This is a genomic window from Yeosuana sp. (assembly GCF_057126245.1).
Genome location: NZ_DBNGMQ010000027.1, coordinates 1 through 20,303, shown reverse-complemented (window position 1 = coordinate 20,303; position 20,303 = coordinate 1). Strand labels below are relative to the sequence as shown.

General features: G+C 34.7%; 12 protein-coding genes and 1 pseudogene. All 13 read left to right on the top strand.

Annotated features, from left to right (window positions below):
* Positions 1 to 109 precede the first annotated feature (109 nt).
* Complete coding sequence (locus AC15TD_RS02655) at positions 110 to 1,393, top strand: cytochrome c3 family protein (RefSeq protein ID WP_484450593.1); 1,284 nt, start codon at positions 110 to 112, stop codon at positions 1,391 to 1,393.
* 29 nt (positions 1,394 to 1,422) lie between these two features.
* Positions 1,423 to 4,518, top strand: coding sequence for a TAT-variant-translocated molybdopterin oxidoreductase (locus AC15TD_RS02650; RefSeq protein WP_484450592.1), 3,096 nt, complete (start codon positions 1,423 to 1,425; stop codon positions 4,516 to 4,518).
* 32 nt (positions 4,519 to 4,550) lie between these two features.
* Positions 4,551 to 6,023 (top strand): NrfD/PsrC family molybdoenzyme membrane anchor subunit, encoded by a 1,473-nt coding sequence (gene nrfD / locus AC15TD_RS02645; protein ID WP_484450591.1) that lies wholly within the window; start codon positions 4,551 to 4,553, stop codon positions 6,021 to 6,023.
* Between the two features lie 3 nt (positions 6,024 to 6,026).
* Positions 6,027 to 6,557, top strand: a complete 531-nt coding sequence (locus tag AC15TD_RS02640) for a DUF3341 domain-containing protein (RefSeq protein WP_484450590.1) — start codon at positions 6,027 to 6,029, stop codon at positions 6,555 to 6,557.
* An 8-nt stretch (positions 6,558 to 6,565) separates the two neighbouring features.
* Complete coding sequence (locus AC15TD_RS02635) at positions 6,566 to 7,123, top strand: c-type cytochrome (protein WP_484450589.1); 558 nt, start codon at positions 6,566 to 6,568, stop codon at positions 7,121 to 7,123.
* A gap of 13 nt (positions 7,124 to 7,136) precedes the next feature.
* Positions 7,137 to 8,501, top strand: a complete 1,365-nt coding sequence (locus AC15TD_RS02630; protein WP_484450588.1) for a quinol:cytochrome C oxidoreductase — start codon at positions 7,137 to 7,139, stop codon at positions 8,499 to 8,501.
* Positions 8,502 to 8,545: 44 nt separating this feature from the next.
* The gene (locus AC15TD_RS02625) at positions 8,546 to 9,613 is read left to right on the top strand and encodes a cytochrome c oxidase subunit II (RefSeq protein ID WP_484450587.1); all 1,068 of its coding nucleotides are present in this window, start codon (positions 8,546 to 8,548) and stop codon (positions 9,611 to 9,613) included.
* Positions 9,614 to 9,644: 31 nt separating this feature from the next.
* Complete coding sequence (locus AC15TD_RS02620) at positions 9,645 to 11,438, top strand: cytochrome c oxidase subunit I (RefSeq protein WP_484450586.1); 1,794 nt, start codon at positions 9,645 to 9,647, stop codon at positions 11,436 to 11,438.
* A 271-nt stretch (positions 11,439 to 11,709) separates the two neighbouring features.
* On the top strand, positions 11,710 to 15,891 hold the full coding sequence (locus tag AC15TD_RS02615; protein WP_484450585.1) for an Ig-like domain-containing protein: 4,182 nt from the start codon (positions 11,710 to 11,712) through the stop codon (positions 15,889 to 15,891).
* 29 nt (positions 15,892 to 15,920) lie between these two features.
* Entirely contained in the window at positions 15,921 to 16,877 is a 957-nt protein-coding gene (locus tag AC15TD_RS02610) for a PorP/SprF family type IX secretion system membrane protein (RefSeq protein ID WP_484450584.1), read from the top strand.
* 18 nt (positions 16,878 to 16,895) lie between these two features.
* The gene (locus AC15TD_RS02605) at positions 16,896 to 18,782 is read left to right on the top strand and encodes an OmpA family protein (RefSeq protein WP_484450583.1); all 1,887 of its coding nucleotides are present in this window, start codon (positions 16,896 to 16,898) and stop codon (positions 18,780 to 18,782) included.
* 69 nt (positions 18,783 to 18,851) lie between these two features.
* Positions 18,852 to 19,874, top strand: a complete 1,023-nt coding sequence (gene ruvB, locus AC15TD_RS02600; RefSeq protein ID WP_484450582.1) for a Holliday junction branch migration DNA helicase RuvB — start codon at positions 18,852 to 18,854, stop codon at positions 19,872 to 19,874.
* Positions 19,875 to 19,930: 56 nt separating this feature from the next.
* Positions 19,931 to 20,303 (top strand): annotated as a pseudogene (locus AC15TD_RS02595) (hypothetical protein); the annotation flags it as partial.

Genomic DNA, 20,303 nt, shown 5'->3' with positions numbered 1-20,303 from the left:
TATAATCGAGTTTAAATATTATTTTTGCCTACGTTTATAACTTTGCTTTTTTTTTATTTAGTATAAGAAAAAATCATACCAAAATTTAGAAGTTAATTTAACCAATAATATGAGACAGTTGATTCACTGTAAATTAAGCAACAACTTTTTAAGTTTGTCCTTAATTCTTTTATTAGCGTTTTCTACCTCACTTTCAGCTCAAGAAGGAGATATAGCAAAAGGAAAATCATTGTTTAATGCCAATTGTGCTGCTTGCCATCAATTAGATAAAAAGATGACGGGTCCTGCATTGCGTTATGTTGAAACCCGTTTAGCAGATGAACAAGGTTTGGATAGAGAATGGTTATATGCTTGGATACGTAATAGTGCTGGACTTATTAAATCTGGAGATGCTTACGCGAATAAGGTGTATAATGATTACGGTGGTACAGCAATGACTGCTTTCCCTACCTTATCTGACGAAGATATTAATAACATTTTAGCTTATACGGCTCAAGACAAAGCTGAGCCTGTTACTGCTCAAGCAGACACTCAAACAACAGCTGATCCAAATTCAAATGTATCTAATGAGCTTATTTTAGGAGCCTTAGTAATTTTATTTGCTCTTTTAGCGTTTGGCTTATATGTTGTAAATAGGACACTTCGCAGTTTTGCTATAGCTAAAGAGATAGAGTTGCCAGAAGCACACCGGACTTCTATTTGGCAGGCATTTGTTAAAAATCAATTTTTAGTGTTAGTAACATCTATATTCTTGTTGTTAGCGAGTGCTTATTTTGTTTATGGATATTTAATGCAAATTGGTGTAGATCAAGGGTATCAACCTGTTCAACCAATACATTTTTCACATAAAATTCACGCCGGTGATAACGCGATCGATTGTAAATATTGTCACTCTTCAGCGAGGGTTAGTAAGCATTCAGGTATTCCATCTTTAAATATTTGTATGAACTGTCATAAATCTATTTACGAGTACAAAGGCGAAACATCTGTTGAGTACACTAAAGAGTTTTATGATGGAGAAATTAAAAAATTATATGCCGCAGCAGGATGGGATGATGCCGCTCAGCAATATACCGGAGATTCACAACCAGTAAAATGGGTGAGAATTCATAATTTACCAGACTTTGTTTATTTTAATCACTCTCAACACGTAAGTGTCGCAGGAATAGAATGTCAGACATGTCATGGTCCTGTTGAAGAAATGGAAATTGCAAGTCAGTTTTCACCTCTTACAATGGGTTGGTGTATTAACTGTCACCGAACAACTAATGTTAATGTAGGAGACAACAAATACTATACTAAAATTCATGATGAATTATCTAAGAAGTATGGTGTAGAGAAATTGACAGCTGCTCAAATGGGCGGATTGGAATGTGGTAAGTGTCATTATTAATTTATTAAGAAGTAATTCAATTATATAATATGTCATCAAACAAGAAATACTGGAAAAGTGTTGAGGAGCTTAACGAAAACAGCTCTATTGTTGAGGCGCTAAAGCAAAACGAGTTTGTAGAAGAGATTCCTACAGATGAATTTTTAGGTAATAAAGATTCATTAGAAGCTTCTTCAACATCACGTCGTGATTTCTTAAAATATGTAGGTTTTAGTACAGCAGCAGCTTCTTTGGCAGCCTGTGAAGGACCTGTTATTAAATCTATACCTTATGTGGTGCAGCCAGAAGAGATTATTCCTGGTGTTGCTAATTATTATGCAACAACCATTGCAGATGGGTATGATTTTGCAAGTGTTTTAGTTAAAACTCGAGAAGGTCGTCCAATTAAAATTGAAAATAATGCTTTAGCAGTAACCAATGGCAGTGCCAATGCTAGAGTGAATGCCTCAGTTTTAGGCTTGTATGATAGTTTAAGAGTTCAAAGTCCAAAAAAGAATGGAAGTTCTATTTCTTGGGATGAATTAGATGCAGAAGTTGTACAAAAGTTAACGGCTCTAAAAGATTCTGGTAAAGAGATTGTGTTGTTAACACAAACGTTTGCTAGTCCATCCACAAGTAAATTAATAGGAGAATTCAAAGAAAAATATGGTAATGTTCGTCATGTAGTGTATGATGCTATTTCAGAATCTACGGCATTAGATGCTTATCAAGCAAAATATAGTGACCGTGGTTTAGCTAATTACGACTTTTCTAAAGCAATGACTATTGTGTCTGTTGGCGCAGATTTCTTAGGAGACTGGCAAGGTGGTGGTTTTGATTCTGGATATTCAAAAAACAGGATTCCAGATCACGGTAAAATGTCTCGTCACATTCAGTTTGAGTCTAATATGTCTTTAACTGGAGCTAATGCAGATAAACGTGTCCCATTAACGCCAAGTGAACAAAAAATTGCCTTAGCAAAATTATATAGTTATGTTGTTGGTGGTTCTGTTTCAGGAACGTTGCCAGAACATATTGATGATGCTGTTAAAAAAGCGGCTTCTCAATTAAAGAAAGCTGGAAGTAATGGTTTAGTCGTTACAGGGATTCAAGATATTAATGCACAAACCGTTGTTCTTGAAATCAATGAATATTTGAATAGTAAAGCTTTTGATAAAGCAACTCCTATAAAAACTAGACAAGGTAATGATAAAGAAGTGATGACTTTAATTGCTGATATGAAGGCAGGAAACGTTGGCGCGATTATCATGAGTGGTGTAAATCCAGTGTATACCTTACCAAATGCTTCGGACTTTTCTGAAGGATTAAAAAACACTGAATTATCAGTTGTCTTTTCAATGAAAGAAGATGAAACATCTTCTGAAGCGAAAATATTAGCGGCCGCGCCTCATTATTTAGAATCTTGGGGTGATGTTGAAATTAAAAAAGGACATTATGGGTTAACGCAACCAACTATTCGTCCATTATTTAACACAAGACAAATTCAAGAAGCTTTATTAGTTTGGACAGGAAATGATCTTTCTTACCATGATTACATCAAAGATGCTTGGGGAACTACTATTTTAGGTGGAAGTTCTTTCAATCAAGCATTGCATGATGGAATATTTGTTGGCACCATAGCTACTGAAACTGCTGATACAACAGATGCTTCTGGAAATTTAGAAACACCTTCAGGAAATGCGGCTAGAGCTTTAGCAGCATCAGCTAAATCAAGTGCCTTAGAGCTAACATTATATACTAAAACTGGAATGGGTGATGGTCAACAGGCCAATAACCCATGGTTACAAGAGTTTCCGGACCCAATTACAAGAACATCTTGGGACAATTATTTAACCGTATCTAAAGCTGATGCACATACTTTAGGTTTCGTAAATACCTATGTTGCTAATGGCGCTCTAAATGGTAGTTATGCCAATGTAACGGTTAATGGAACAACACTTAAAGTTCCAGTTATTATACAACCGGGGCAAGCAAAAGGTTCTGTAGGTTTATCATTTGGTTACGGAAAAACAAAAGGTTTAAAAACTGAAATGCAAACCGGCGTTAATGCGTACGCATTATATCATGGTTTTAATAACGTACAGGAAGTAACGGTTGAACTGGCTTCTGGTGAGCATGAATTTGCTTGTGTTCAGTTGCAAAATACATTGATGGGTCGTGGAGATATCATTAAAGAAACAACGCTAGAAATATTTAATACAAAAGATAAAGACCATTGGAATGCTATTCCTACGGTTTCTTTAAATCATGAAGAAACACCTGTAACGTCTCCTGATGTGGATTTATGGGATGAATTTGATCGTTCTATAGGACATCATTTTAATCTATCAATTGATTTAAACGCCTGTACTGGTTGTGGAGCTTGTGTTATTGCTTGTCACGCGGAAAATAATGTGCCGGTTGTTGGAAAAACAGAAGTTAGACGTAGTCGTGATATGCATTGGTTGCGTATTGATAGATATTATTCTTCAGAAGAAACATTTGAAGGTGATAATGAAAAGAAAGAAAATTCCGAAGGTTGGTTTACTGGAACTAAAACGGCTTTAAGGGAAATGGAAAGCGCTTCAGAAAACCCTCAAGTAGCATTTCAACCAGTGATGTGTCAGCATTGTAATCATGCGCCTTGTGAAACTGTTTGTCCGGTAGCGGCAACATCACATGGTCGCCAAGGTCAAAATCATATGGCTTATAACCGTTGTGTAGGTACTAGATACTGTGCAAATAACTGTCCTTATAAAGTACGACGTTTCAACTGGTTCTTATATAATGAAAATGATGAGTTCGATTATCATATGAATGATGATTTAGGACGTATGGTATTAAATCCAGATGTTGTCGTTCGTTCGCGTGGTGTGATGGAAAAATGTTCAATGTGTATTCAAAAAACACAAAAAACAATTTTGGATGCCAAACGTGATGGACGTGTTATTACAGATGGAGAATTCCAAACAGCTTGTTCTGCTGCATGTAGTAACGGAGCAATGGTATTTGGAGATATCAATGATAAAGAAAGTAAAGTTGCAAAACTTAAAGAAGATAACCGTATGTATCACTTGTTAGAAAGCGTAGGGACAAAACCAAACGTGATGTATCAAACAAAAGTGGTTAATACTACGGAAGCATAATAGATTAATTAAGAAATAATTTAAAAAGGATTATGGCGTCTCATTACGAAGCACCTATTAGAAGACCTTTAGTTACAGGAGAAAAATCATATCACGATGTATCGATTGATGTGGCAAAACCTGTTGAAGGAAAGGCCAATAAATCTTGGTGGATAGTTTTCTCTATAGCACTAGCTGCATTTCTTTGGGGAATTGGATGTATCATTTATACCATATCAACAGGGATTGGAACTTGGGGTTTAAACAAAACCGTAGGTTGGGCTTGGGATATTACAAACTTTGTTTGGTGGGTAGGTATTGGTCATGCGGGAACACTTATTTCCGCGGTACTTTTATTATTCCGTCAAAAATGGAGGATGGCAATTAACCGTTCTGCTGAGGCCATGACAATTTTCTCAGTAATTCAAGCTGGATTATTTCCAATAATTCACATGGGTCGTCCTTGGTTAGGGTATTGGGTATTACCAATTCCAAACCAATTTGGGTCTTTGTGGGTAAATTTTAATTCGCCATTACTTTGGGATGTATTTGCAATTTCTACGTATTTATCAGTTTCAATGGTATTCTGGTGGACTGGTTTATTACCTGATTTTGCAATGATTAGAGATAGAGCTGTGAAGCCATTTCAAAAGAAAATATATTCTTTATTAAGTTTTGGATGGTCTGGAAGAGCAAAAGATTGGCAACGTTTTGAAGAAGTATCTTTAGTGCTTGCTGGTTTAGCAACACCACTAGTACTGTCTGTGCATACTATTGTATCATTTGACTTTGCAACATCGGTGATCCCTGGATGGCATACCACTATTTTTCCACCATACTTTGTTGCTGGTGCGGTATTCTCTGGTTTCGCCATGGTTAACACCTTGCTTATTATAATGAGAAAAGTATGTAACCTTGAAGATTATATTACGGTACAACACATTGAGTTAATGAACATCGTAATTATGATTACAGGTTCGATAGTTGGTGTGGCATATATTACTGAATTATTTATTGCATGGTATTCTGGTGTAGAATATGAACAATATGCGTTCTTAAACAGAGCAACAGGACCTTACTGGTGGGCGTATTTATTAATGATGAGTTGTAATGTGTTTTCACCTCAATTTATGTGGTTTAAGAAATTACGAACAAGTATCATGTTTTCTTTCTTTATATCAATAGTAGTAAATGTCGGGATGTGGTTTGAACGTTTTGTTATTATTGTAACATCATTACATAGAGATTACTTACCATCATCTTGGACCATGTTCTCCCCAACATTTGTTGATATAGGAATTTTCATTGGAACTATTGGATTCTTCTTTGTGTTATTCTTATTATATTCAAGAACATTCCCTGTAATTGCACAAGCAGAAGTAAAAACTATATTAAAATCTTCTGGAGAACGATATAAGAAAATAAGAGAATCAGGTAAGAGTCTAGTTGGAACTGGTACAGATGAAAGAACCTCTGCGAAATATGTTTCAGGAGACGACACTAACCAAAAAAATAATAACGAGTAGCATATGGAAGCTTCGAAAGTAATTCACGCTATTTATAATGATGATGATGTCTTGTTGGATGCCGTTAAGAAAGTTAAGGCAGAACGATATCATATAGAAGAAATATATACACCTTTTCCGGTTCACGGACTAGATAAAGCGATGGGATTAGCACCAACGCGCATTGCTATAGCATCATTTATTTATGGTTGTATTGGTTTAACCGTCGCTATTGTGATGATGAATTTTATAATGATTGAAGATTGGCCACAAAATATAGGAGGTAAACCGAGTTTTAGTTATATTGAAAATATGCCGGCATTTGTGCCTATTATGTTTGAATTAACCGTATTTTTTGCGGCGCATTTAATGGTTATAACCTTTTATTTAAGAAGTAGAATGTGGCCGTTTAAAAAATCTGAAAACCCTGATCCTAGAACAACAGATGATCATTTTTTAATGGAGATACCTGTTTCAGGTAATGAAAATGAATTAACAGCGTTATTAAAAGAATCAGGTGCAGTAGAGATAAATTTAGTTGATAAAGCCCATTAATGAATCATATGAAAAGCTTAATTAAAATAGCAGGAATACTAGTTGTCATACTATTATTGACATCTTGTAGAAAAGATACAGCACCTAACTATCAATTCATGCCCAATATGTATCAATCTGTTGGTTATGAAACTTATAGTGAGTCTGATGCCTTTGCCAATGGTGTAGAAGCTCAGTTGCCAGCAGACGGAACTATTTCACGAGGACATAGTTTATTTGAATACGAAAATACAAATGAAGGATATCTTTTAGCCAAGGAAACATTAAAAAGCCCTCTAGATTCAACACAAGTTGATTTAGAAAATGCTAAAATATTGTATGATGTTTATTGTGGTATTTGTCATGGAACTAAAGGTGACGGACAAGGAAACTTGGTAAAAAGAGAAAAAATTCTTGGTGTACCTGGATACGATGATGTTGCAAGAGCAATTAATGAAGGCAGTATCTATCACACTATGTATTTTGGAAAAAACGCAATGGGCTCATACGCAAGCCAATTGAATGAAAAAGAACGTTGGGAAGTAGTATCCTATGTGCTTAAATTAAAAGCAGATTTAGAAAAGTAAGATTATATTAGATATGTATACATTTTCAAATAAATTAAGAATATTTTCTTTCGCTCTAATAGTTCTAGGGTTGTTAGGTGTTGGATATGGTTTTATGACATCTCATAAATCTTTAGAAGAAGTAAAAACAATGCTTGCAGAAGAAGCTTCTGCACACGGAGGAGGCCATGAAGAAGCTGCGTTGCATACTGTAGCTGAAGAAGCTCATGGTGAATCTACTCATGAAGTGAGTGCAGAAGAAGTGCATCACGGCGATGAACATGCAGAACACGTTCAACATCAAATAGCAAATAGACCTTGGTCTGCGCTGTATGTTGCAGCATTTTTCTTTATGATGATTTCTTTAGGAATCCTTGCGTTTTATGCGATACAAATTGCGTCTCAGGCAGGCTGGTCTCCAGTACTTTTTAGAGTAATGGAAGGTATGACTGCTTATGTATTGCCGGGGGCCTTAATTGTTTTAGGAATTGCAGCGGCGTCTCATTACATTGGTCATAATAACATATTTATGTGGATGGATCCGGAAGTAATAAATCCTGAAAGTGAACATTATGATAAATTAATTGATGGTAAATCATCATTCTTAAATGTGCCTTGGTTTATTATTAGAGGATTGATTTTTATTGCAGGTTGGAGTTTGTACCGTTACTTTGCCCGTAAATTCTCAATTGCGCAGGATACAGCTGAAGATAATAGTAACTTCAAAAAAGCATTTCGTATTGCTGCAGGATTTTTAGTATTCTTTATTTACACAGAGTCTATGATGTCTTGGGATTGGATTATGAGTGTTGATCCACATTGGTTTAGCACCTTATTTGGATGGTATGTTTTTGCAAGTATGTTTGTATCTGGTATTACGGTATTATCATTAATAATCATATATTTAAAATCTAGAAATTATTTGGAATTTGTAAATGAAAATCATTTACATGATGTTGCTAAATATATGTTTGCTTTTAGTATTTTCTGGACGTATTTATGGTTCTCTCAATTTATGCTAATTTGGTATTCAAATATACCTGAAGAAGTAACGTATTTTGTAACTCGTTTTAGTGATTATAAATTACCTTTCTTAGGAATGGTAGTCATGAATTTTGTATTTCCGATTTTAATGTTGATGAATGCAGATTATAAACGTATTCCTTGGTTTGTTGTAATGACTGGAATGGTAATTTTGGCAGGTCATTATATTGATATTTTTAATATGATTATGCCTGCAACAGTTGGAGATAGATGGTTTATAGGAATCCCTGAAATTAGTTCACTATTACTTTTTACAGGACTCTTCATATTTGTTGTATTTACAGCTTTAACAAAAGCACCACTGCTTGTAAAAGGATATCCTTTTAGAAAAGAAAGTGAACATTTTCATTATTAATTAGATATAAATAAAATATATATAAAGAACTTCAACTACCACAAATGACAGCTTTATTAACAGTAATAATTTTAGTATTTATTTTAGTAGCCATTTGGCAAATGGTTAAGATTTTTGATTTAGCCCAAGCGAAAGTTGAAAACTCGCAAGTAGCCACTGATAAGGATAATAAACTTAATGGATATATAATGATGGCTTTTTTAGCTTTCATATATGTTATTACTATAGTATCCTTCGTTAAATGGGGAGATTTACCATTATTATCAAATTCGGCTTCAGAACATGGCCCGCAAATTGATAACTTAATGATTATTTCGTTGACGCTTATTTTTATTGTTCAAACGATCACGCAGTTTTTACTTCATTATTTTGCCTATAAATACAAAGGAGAAAAAGGAAAAAAGGCATTATTCTTCGCAGATAACAATAAATTAGAATTTATATGGACCATTATTCCTGTAATTGTTTTAGCAGGTTTAATTATTTATGGGATGAATACATGGATTAATATTACAAGTATTGATGAAAGTGATGATCCTTTGGTAGTTGAGTTATATGCGCAACAATTTAATTGGAAAGCGAGATATGCTGGAGAAGATAATACACTAGGGAAAGCAAATGTTAGATTAATTGATATTGATAAAGCTAATATTTTAGGGCTTGATGAATCAGATCCTGACGCTCAAGATGATGTTATAACAACTGAATTACATTTGCCTGTAGGAAGACCAGTATTATTTAAAATGCGTTCTCAAGATGTGTTGCACTCTGCATATATGCCTCACTTTAGAGCACAAATGAACTGTGTTCCTGGAATGATTACACAATTTGGATTTACGCCTAGTGTAACAACGGCAGAGATGCGTCAAACTCCTGAAATAACAGAAAAGGTTACTAATATTAATAAAATTAGAGTTGAGAAAAGTAAAGAATTAATAGCTAAAGGAGAAGAACCTCTTGATAGTTACGAATTTGATTATTTATTATTATGTAATAAAATTTGCGGTAAATCACATTACAATATGCAAATGAAAATAATAGTAGAAACTCAGGAGGAATATGATGCTTGGATTAAAGAGCAAACCGTATTTAAGAATTCTTTAATTAATTAAAACTAATAAGTTAACTACCAATAAATAGATTATGTCAGCACACGAAGATACTCATTCTCACGAAGAAGACCACGGACATCATCACAAAGAAACCTTTGTAACTAAATATATATTTAGTCAGGATCATAAAATGATTGCTAAGCAGTACCTTATTACAGGTACTATTATGGGCGTTATAGGCGTATTAATGTCTATGATGTTCCGTTTGCAATTGGCTTGGCCTGAAGAGCCTAATGTTTTATTTGAAGCCTTGTTAGGTAAATGGGCACCAGATGGCGTAATGGATGCAGATATTTACTTAGCATTAGTAACTATTCATGGTACTATTATGGTATTCTTTGTATTAACTGCGGGATTAAGCGGAACGTTTAGTAACCTATTAATTCCATTGCAAATAGGTGCGCGTGATATGGCTTCAGGATTTTTAAACATGGTATCATACTGGTTGTTTTTCCTTTCAAGTGTCATCATGGTTATTTCATTATTTGTTGAGGCTGGACCTGCAGCAGCAGGTTGGACCATTTATCCGCCATTAAGTGCATTGCCAATGGCTCAGGGTGGTTCAGGATTAGGGATGACCTTATGGCTTGTTTCAATGGCTATTTTTATTGCATCTTCATTGTTAGGATCATTAAACTATATTGTTACTGTAATTAATTTACGAACTAAAGGAATGTCAATGACAAGACTTCCATTAACAATATGGACATTTTTCATAACTGCTGTAATCGGAGTTATTTCTTTCCCAGTGTTATTATCAGCAGCACTTTTATTAATTATGGATAGAAGTTTTGGGACCTCGTTTTTCTTGTCAGATATTTTTATTCAAGGTGAAGTGTTGCATTATCAAGGTGGGTCACCAGTATTATTTGAACACTTATTCTGGTTCTTAGGACATCCTGAAGTGTACATTGTAATTTTACCAGCGATGGGACTTGTGTCTGAGATTATGGCATCAAACTCACGTAAACCAATTTTTGGGTATAGAGCTATGATTGCTTCTATATTAGCCATAGCATTCTTATCAACCATTGTATGGGGTCACCATATGTTTGTTTCAGGAATGAATCCATTTTTGGGATCTGTATTTACATTTACTACATTATTAATTGCGATTCCTTCAGCTGTTAAAGCATTCAACTGGATCACAACCTTATGGAAGGGTAATATACAAATGAATCCAGCCATGTTGTTTTCTATTGGATTTGTATCGACGTTTATCACGGGAGGTTTAACAGGAATCATTCTTGGAGATAGTGCTTTAGATATTAATGTACATGATACATACTTTGTGGTTGCTCACTTTCATTTAGTAATGGGTATATCGGCATTATATGGTATGTTTGCTGGTATCTATCATTGGTATCCAAAAATGTTTGGTAGAATGCTAAATAAGAATTTAGGTTATATACATTTTTGGGTAACGGCCGTTTGTGCTTATGGCGTTTTCTTCCCTATGCATTTTATTGGAATGGCAGGTTTACCAAGACGTTATTATACAAATACAAACTTTCCATTATTTGATGATTTGGCCAATGTGAATGTTATTATTACCATTTTTGCCTTAGTTGGAGGTGTTGTTCAAATAGTGTATTTATATAATTTCTTTGCGAGCATGTTCTATGGAAAGAAAGCTGTACAAAACCCATGGAAATCTAATACATTAGAATGGACAACGCCTGTAGAGCATATGCACGGAAACTGGCCCGGTGAGATACCTCATGTATATCGTTGGTCTTATGATTATAGTAAACCCGGACATGAACAAGATTTTGTTCCTCAAAATGTGCCTTTAATGGAAGGTGAAGAAGAACTTCAGCATTAGTATACTCATATTTATATAATTAAAAAGCCCATTGTTTAAATGGGCTTTTTTGTGCATTCTTATAAATTAATAGGAAAAAACGTACAAATAATTAGTAGATTTATCGACGAAATCATTTTTTTTACGTTTAAATGTAAAATAATTGAAAAAAATCGATGAAATACCAAAAAAATCGTTAAATTGCACCCTGTTAGAATTAATTAATAGGATAAAAAGTTATTGAAACCTTGATTTTTCCTAGTAAAACTAACGTAACTAATTTACCAAATCTATGAAAACAAAATCCCTTTTTAGGTATGTATTAGATTATACAACTTATATTTTTGTCTTTATTTGGACATTAATTTCAGCGAATGCTCAATGTCCAACAATACCAGATTCAACACCACCGGCTATTTGCGATGCTACCGGCTATACATTTGCCGATTTAAGTGCAGATTTTGCTACTGACGAAGGCGGCGGTATTGTATGGTACAGTGCCTTAACAGGAGGTATTGACTTCGGCTCAACAGAATTAGTATCTCCAGGAACGTATTATGCAGATGATAGCTTAGGTTCTTGTGTTTCCAGAAATTCAGTAACTGTAACTTTTCAAGTCGATCCGGTACCAATTGGAGCTTCTTTAGATAAGTTTTATTGTAGCAATGATAATGCAACCATCCAAGACTATATTGATGATACATTGGCATCATTTATTCCGCCAGGGGGAAATGTATTTGTTTATAAAGACTTTGCATTAACGGAACAAGCAAATGTTTCAGACCTATTATCTTCTGGTATTGTAAACCTTTATAGTGTTTTTGAAAACAGTTCTTCATGTACCAGTCAGATTAAATTCGGAAAATCAATTATATCCATTGCCCCTGCAGATCCTACACCAGCAAGTTCCCAAGCGTTTTGTTCGGCTGCCAGTTATACAATTGGTGATTTAGATCCTGGAACAACTGGCGCTTTTAGCTGGTATGATAATGTTGATATTAATGGAAATCCAATTCTTCCTGTATTACCATTGTCTGCAACCTTAGTAGATGGAAATACATATTACGTGCAAATTGATGATATTTTATGCGATAGTAATGCCGTTCCGGTTACAGTAACAATTAATGATCCTTTTGATCCTGGTACACCGGGAAGTTTAGAATATTGTGATGATAATGTTCCAACCACAGATTTCGATTTATTTGATCTGCTAGGAGGCTCTCCAAACCCGAATGGAACTTGGTCTAATGATGCATCATTAACAACATCTACCGACCATTTTGGAACTGTTAATATTTCAACACTAACTACCGCAGGAGTTTATACATTTACCTATACAGTTCCAGCTAACGGAGCTTGTCCGGAAAGTTCATCAAATGTTACGATTACTATAAACGAAACATTTACATCTGGAACTATTTCAGCGAATAATCCGGCTACATATTGTGTTCAAGATTTACCAATAGCATTTGATTTATCTACGTTGTTAGATAACGAAGATCCGGGAGGTCAATGGACTCAAGGTACATTGAGTACAGATCCTATAGTTAGTTCACCAATAGATTTATCGGTACTTACACCAGCAATATATAATTTTACATATACTCAAAATGTCTTGCCAAATCCTTGTCCTGAAGAATCAACAACGGTTCAAGTTGTGGTGTTACAAGATCCTAGTGCTGGAATTGCTATAAATCAAACATTTTGTGAGAATGATTTAATTACAAATTCACCTTTTAATTTATTTAGTGCTTTAGATGGCGCACAAGATAATAATGGTGGAACGTGGACCGATTCTTCTACTAATACAGTTTCAAATAATATAGATATTACTGGATTTACCGTTGTAGGTAGTCCATATCAGTATACGTATACCATATCAAATGGGACTTGTGAAGATTCAGAGACTATAACGATAACCATTGAGCCAGCACCAGAATCTGGAGTTGCTTTAGCCCCAATAGAAATATGTGAAGAAGATACAGCATCAAGTTCTCCATTTGATTTATTTACATTATTAGATGGAACCCAAGATACTAACGGAACTTGGTATCAAGGAACAGATACTTCAGGAACAATAGTTTCAAACCCAATAGATATTTCATCTTTTGAAGATGGAACCTATGATTACACATATTCTGTACCTCCAATCGGAAGTTGTTCAGATGTCGATGTTACGGTTCAAATTACAATCAATCCACAACCTAATACAGGAACACCAACCACAGCTCTATTTTGTGAGAATGATTTAGCAGCCAATTCACCATTAGATTTATTTGGTCAATTAACAGGTAATGAAGCAGGAGGAACATGGTCTGATGATAGTTCAACTGGTGCCTTAACAGGAAGTGATGTGGATATAACAGTCTTAACAATAGGCTCATATAATTTCACGTATAGTATAACAAGTGTTGATGGTTGTACAAATAGTTCAACAGTGGTTGTAACTATAGAACCTGCACCAGAATCAGGAACACCAGTAGCAATATTTCCAGAGTTTTGTATATCTGAAATAACTACAGGACAAATATTTGATTTATTTGATTTATTAGATGGAGAAGATCAAACAGGAACTTGGAGAGATGACGATACCACTGGATTATTAAGTGGAAACACAATAACATTAGATGGCCTTTCGGTAGGTACTTATAATTTCACTTATGATGTAACTGCTATTGGTACGTGTGACGATGTCGATGTTACGGTAAGTATAACAATAAATGACACACCTGCTCCAACAGTAATAAACGCAACTCAGGAATTTTGTGATACAGCAACAGTATTAGAGTTAGTAGCAACAGGTACAGCCATTCAATGGTATGATATTGCTTCAGGAGGCACTGCACTAGCAGGAACTTCGGCTTTAATTGATGGGCAAGTGTATTACGCTTCGCAAACCGTTGGATGTGAATCATTAAATAGAGTAGCTGTCACGGCCATTATATATCAATCTCCAAATTCAGGGAGTCCTAGTGCAACACCAATTTCTTCTTGTGAAGATAATAATGCCATTGACCTATTTACAGGATTAGATGGCACGCAAGATGCTGGTGGCGCTTGGCAAGATACGGATGGAACAGGAGCTTTAACAGGAAATCTATTTGATGGAACCTTAGTAAGTCCGGGAACGTATCAATTTAGATACTATGTTACGGCTAGCTCACCTTGTACTGATGCATTTACCGATATTACAGTGACTATTGAAACGCCATTAAGCGCGGGATCAGATAACACTTTAGATGCATGTAGCGTGGACCTAACAACAGATTTATTTACACTCATAGGAAGTGCTGATGCAGGTGGAACATGGTCTCCAGCTTTAACAAGCGGAACAGGTGTTTTTGATCCGGCAGTAGATCCTTCAGGAACATATACGTATACCATATCAAATGCATGTGGAACAGATTCAAGTGATATTGTTGTAACAGTCACTCAAGCTCCAGATGCTGGAACTGATAATACGATTTCAATTTGTATTGTTGACGGAACGATAGATTTATTTACTCAATTAGGAGGAACTCCAGACACGAATGGTGTTTGGTCACCAGCTTTACCAAGTGGAACAGGAGAATTTAATCCAAATACTGATGCTTCGGGAGTTTATACTTATACAGTAGCAGCAGCGTCACCATGCGCAATAGATGCAGTTTCCCAAATTACGGTGACAGTTAATGATAGTTCTGCACCAACAGTTGTAGATTCTAATCCAGCATTTTGTTTGGTAGATAATCCTACTGTTGCTGATTTGGACGCATCATTGAGTGCAACAGGAACTATTACTTGGTATTCAGATGCTGCTTTAACAACAGTATTAAATGCAACGGATGTTCTTGTTAATGGTGAAGATTATTTTGCAACGCAAACTAATGCTACAGGCTGTGAATCATCACAAAATGTACAAGTAGATGTGACAGTGAACGATTCGCCTACACCAACAGTTATAGATCAAAATCAAGAACTATGTATTAATGACGATCCAACGATTATGGATTTAACATTAAACATTTCTGAGTACAATTCAACATTAGATAACATTGTTTGGTATGATACTGAAACAGGTGGTTCACCTCTTTCAAGCAGTTCAATATTGAGCAATGGCGTAACCTATTATGCTTCATTATATGATGCCGCAACAGGTTGTGAAAGTGCTGTGCGCTTATCAATTACACCAGATTTAACATCATGTGGGAAATTAATTTTACCTGATGGATTTTCACCAAATGGTGATGGTGTTAACGATACATACAGTTACAATAATTTAGAAATATTATATCCGAATTTTGAAATTGAAATCTTCAATAGATACGGAAATGTGGTTTATAAAGGAAATTCGGCTACACCTCGCTTTGATGGAATATCCAATCAATCGAGCATAGGGAACGGTAAACTTGCGGTAGGCGTCTATTTCTATGTCTTCAAATTTAATGATAATGAAAATAAACCAGAACAAGGTCGCTTATACTTAAGCAGATAATTTATAGATAAATTAAAATTTAAGAAACAATGAAAAATTTAAATAGATATCATAAAATAGCTGCTTTGTTATGTTTGACTCTTTGGTCTATACAAGGCTTTGCTCAACAAGATCCTCAGTTTACACAATATATGTATAACATGAGTGTAGTTAACCCTGCATATGCAACGGCAGACGAAGGCATACTTAACTTAGGAGGACTTTACAGAACACAATGGGTAGGCGTAGAAGGCGCACCAAAAACAGGATCCTTTTTTGCTCATACTCCGGTTAATGAAAAAATTGAATTAGGAATTTCATTTACAAATGACAATATAGGAGATGTCGTTGATGAAAATAATATTTATGCAGATTTCGCATATGTATTACCAGTTGGTTTTGAAAGTAAATTATCGCTGGGTTTAAAAGCTGGCTTTACATTTTTTAATGCCAACTTCGATGGATTCATTTTACAATCTGGTGATGTAAGCACAGATATTGCTTTTAATGAAAATATAAGCAAAACGTTCCCGAATTTAGGAATAGGAGCTTTCTTCTTTACAGATAATTATTATTTGGGGTTATCGGCTCCAAATATGTTGTCTACTAAGCATATTGAAAACGAAAATGGAATTAAAACAACGGGTGTCCAAAGTGTGCACTATTTCTTTACTGGTGGTTATGTGTTTGATATAGATAGAGATATTAAGTTTAAACCAGCATTTATGGCGAAAGCTGTAAAAGGGTCGCCATTGGCACTTGATATTACAGCAAATGTTCTTATCAATGAAAGGCTAGAAGCAGGTTTAGGTTATAGACTTGGTGATGCCGTAAGTGCATTGGTTAATTTTAGAATAACGCCAGAGTTAAGAATAGGCTATGCTTATGATTATACAACCTCTAATTTAAGCAGTTATAGTTCAGGATCTCATGAAATATTTATTTTGTTTGATATTGATTTATTCGGTTTTAAAGGAGGTTACGACCGTTCACCAAGATTCTTCTAATTATTAATGATTACAATTATGAAAACAAATAAATACATACTTGCAAGCCTTTTACTAGTTAGTGGAATTGCATTGGCGCAAAAAGGAAATTTAAAACGCGTGAATAAGCTTTTTGAAATGAGAGCTTATAATCAAGCGGCAGAAATTTATGAAACCAAAGAGCGTACTCAAGAAGTACTTCAAAATTTGGCAGATAGTTATTACTACAATACGAGTCTTCAAAAAGCCATTATAACATATAGAGAATTGTTTCTTGAGTATGGGGACTCAATTGATATAGAATATAATTTCAGGTATGCTCAGGCTTTAAAGGGTGTGAGAAATTATAAAGAGGCAGATAAGCATTTAAGCAGATATTTTAATAAACCCGTTAATACGAATGCGTTTATTGAATCTTTAGAGTCATCAACACCTCATATGTTTAAGTTAAAGGAAATTGATAATCCAAATGCAGGAAGTGATTTTGGTTTATCGTTTTATAACGATAATGAAGTTGTATTTGCATCCTCAAGAAATAAAGATAATCCGGAATATTCTTGGAATGACTTACCTTATTTAGACTTGTATCATGCTACGTTAAATATAAATGGTGTTTTAGAAAACATTACACCTTTTTCAAAAGCTATCAATACAGGATCTCATGAGAGTAATGCGGTTTTTACGAAAGATGGAAAAACCATGTATTTTAATAGAACTAACAACGCTCGTAAAAAAACACAAGAAGAAAGAATTGCTCATATCAAGATTTATAAAGCAGAATTGGTTGATGGTGTTTGGACAAATGTTACGGCATTGCCTTTTACATCAAACAGCTATAGCACAGAGCATCCAGCATTAAGTAAAGATGAGAAAACACTTTACTTCGCTAGCGATATGCCCGGAACTATAGGAAGTTTTGATATTTATAAAGTGGCCATTAATGATGGTGGAACCTATGGAGAACCAGAAAATTTAGGAACAACCATAAACACTAAACACAGAGAACAATTTCCATTTATAAGTGATTATAACGTATTATATTTTTCATCCATTGGTCATGAAGGTTTTGGTGGTTTAGATGTATTTAGAAGTAATATGGTGAATGATACATTTGATACCCCAGTAAATTTGGGAAGTTCAATCAATAGTAACGTTGATGACTTTGCATATGTTATAAGAGAAAAAGAGAACAAAGGATTTGTGTCATCCAACAGAACGGGTTATGACAGAATTTATGGATTTGAAAGAGAAGAAAATGTCTTATCTAAATATCAAGTAGAAGGTATTGTTCAAGATAAAAACAGCAAAGAATTACTAGCAGGATCGTTAGTTACTTTGTTTAATGAAGCAGGTGATGTAATTCAAGATGCTATTGTTAAAGAAGATGCATATTACCTTTTCAAAATAGAACCAAATAAGAAATATAGAGTTCGTGGAACCCGTAAAGCCTATATTCCTCAGGATGTAGAATTTTCAACAGATAGTGAAGGAAAAATTCAACATAACATATATTTATCCTTAGAGGCTTTTGCTGATGCTGAAGAAAAAGTTAAAGAAACCGAAGAAGGCGTTGTACAAATAGAGTTAGATAAAATTTTCTTCGATTTTGATAAATCAAATATTCGCAAAGATGCTGCCATTACATTAAATGTTCTGGTAGACCTTATGAAAAAATATCCATCTATGGAAGTAGAAGTGTCTGCACATACAGATGCACGCGGAGCAGATGACTATAACTTAAAATTATCAAAACAAAGAGCAGCGTCTACGTTAGAATACGTGGTAAGCCAAGGTATTGAGAGAAACCGATTGAAAAGTGTTGGTTATGGTGAAATGCAGCCACTTAACAACTGTGTTAAAGAAGGTATTTGTGCCGAAGAAGAATATGATATTAACAGACGTTGTGAATTTACCATTTTGAATTAAAACAAAATACCATTAATATTGAAAAGCCTTTCTATTTTTAGAAAGGCTTTTTCTTTATATTTGTTTGTTATGAATGAAAACCTAGATGCAACAAACGACCATTTTTCTCCAGAAGAAAATGATGTAGAAAGAAAGTTAAGGCCGTTTACTTTTGACGATTTTACGGGCCAAGATCAAGTGTTGGAGAATCTTAAAATTTTCGTTGAGGCAGCAAACCAAAGAAGTGAAGCATTAGACCATACACTATTTCATGGTCCACCAGGATTAGGAAAAACGACCTTGGCACATATTCTTGCTAACGAATTGAGTGTTGGCATTAAAGTAACCTCTGGTCCAGTTTTAGACAAGCCAGGAGATTTAGCTGGTTTGTTAACCAATCTTGAAGAAAGAGATGTTTTATTTATTGATGAAATTCATCGCTTAAGCCCCATAGTTGAAGAATACTTGTATTCCGCCATGGAAGATTACAAGATAGATATCATGATTGAATCAGGTCCAAATGCGCGAACCGTTCAAATCAATTTAAACCCGTTTACCCTTATCGGAGCTACCACACGTTCAGGATTGTTAACCTCCCCAATGCGAGCCAGATTTGGTATTCAAAGTAGGTTGCAATATTATGATACCGAACTTTTAACGACTATTTTGCAACGTAGTGCCTCTATTTTAGAAGTTCCAATCTCAATGGAAGCCGCTATTGAAATAGCAGGAAGAAGTCGAGGAACACCAAGAATAGCAAATGCTTTGTTGCGTCGTGTTAGAGATTTTGCGCAAATAAAAGGCAATGGAAGTATCGATATTAAAATAGCAAAATTTGCTTTAGAGGCGTTAAATGTTGATGCACATGGTTTGGATGAAATGGACAATAAAATATTAGCGACTATTATTGATAAATTTAAAGGTGGCCCAGTAGGAATTACTACGATTGCCACGGCTGTAAGTGAAAGTTCAGAAACTATTGAAGAGGTATATGAACCTTTTCTAATTCAACAAGGATTCATAATGCGCACGCCACGTGGCCGTGAAGTCACAGAACTTGCTTACAAACATCTTGGAAAAATAAAAGGAAATATTCAGGGAGGTTTGTTTTAATAAGGATGATTAGATTTTTTCAAAAAATTCGACAAAAATTATTGACTCAAAATAAAGTGAGCCAATATCTTGTCTATGCCATAGGTGAAATAATATTGGTGGTAATAGGTATTCTTATTGCACTTTATATAAACAATGCCAATGAAAAAAGAATAAATAAAGAAAAGATAACAACAATTCTTAAAGAGATTCAAATAGATTTAGTAACTGATATTACAGAATCAGTTAGTTTATACGAAAGATTTAAAAGGGCCGATTCAATTCAGAACATAATCCTTAATGATAAATATTCTTCTGAGGATTATAAGTCTGGAAAGACTGAATTTCTTGAGTTGTATTATGACAGTCATGAAGTACAAACAAATGGCTATGATAATTTGATGCGAAATATTGATAATGTTTCGGAAGAACGTAAAACTTTGCTTAAAG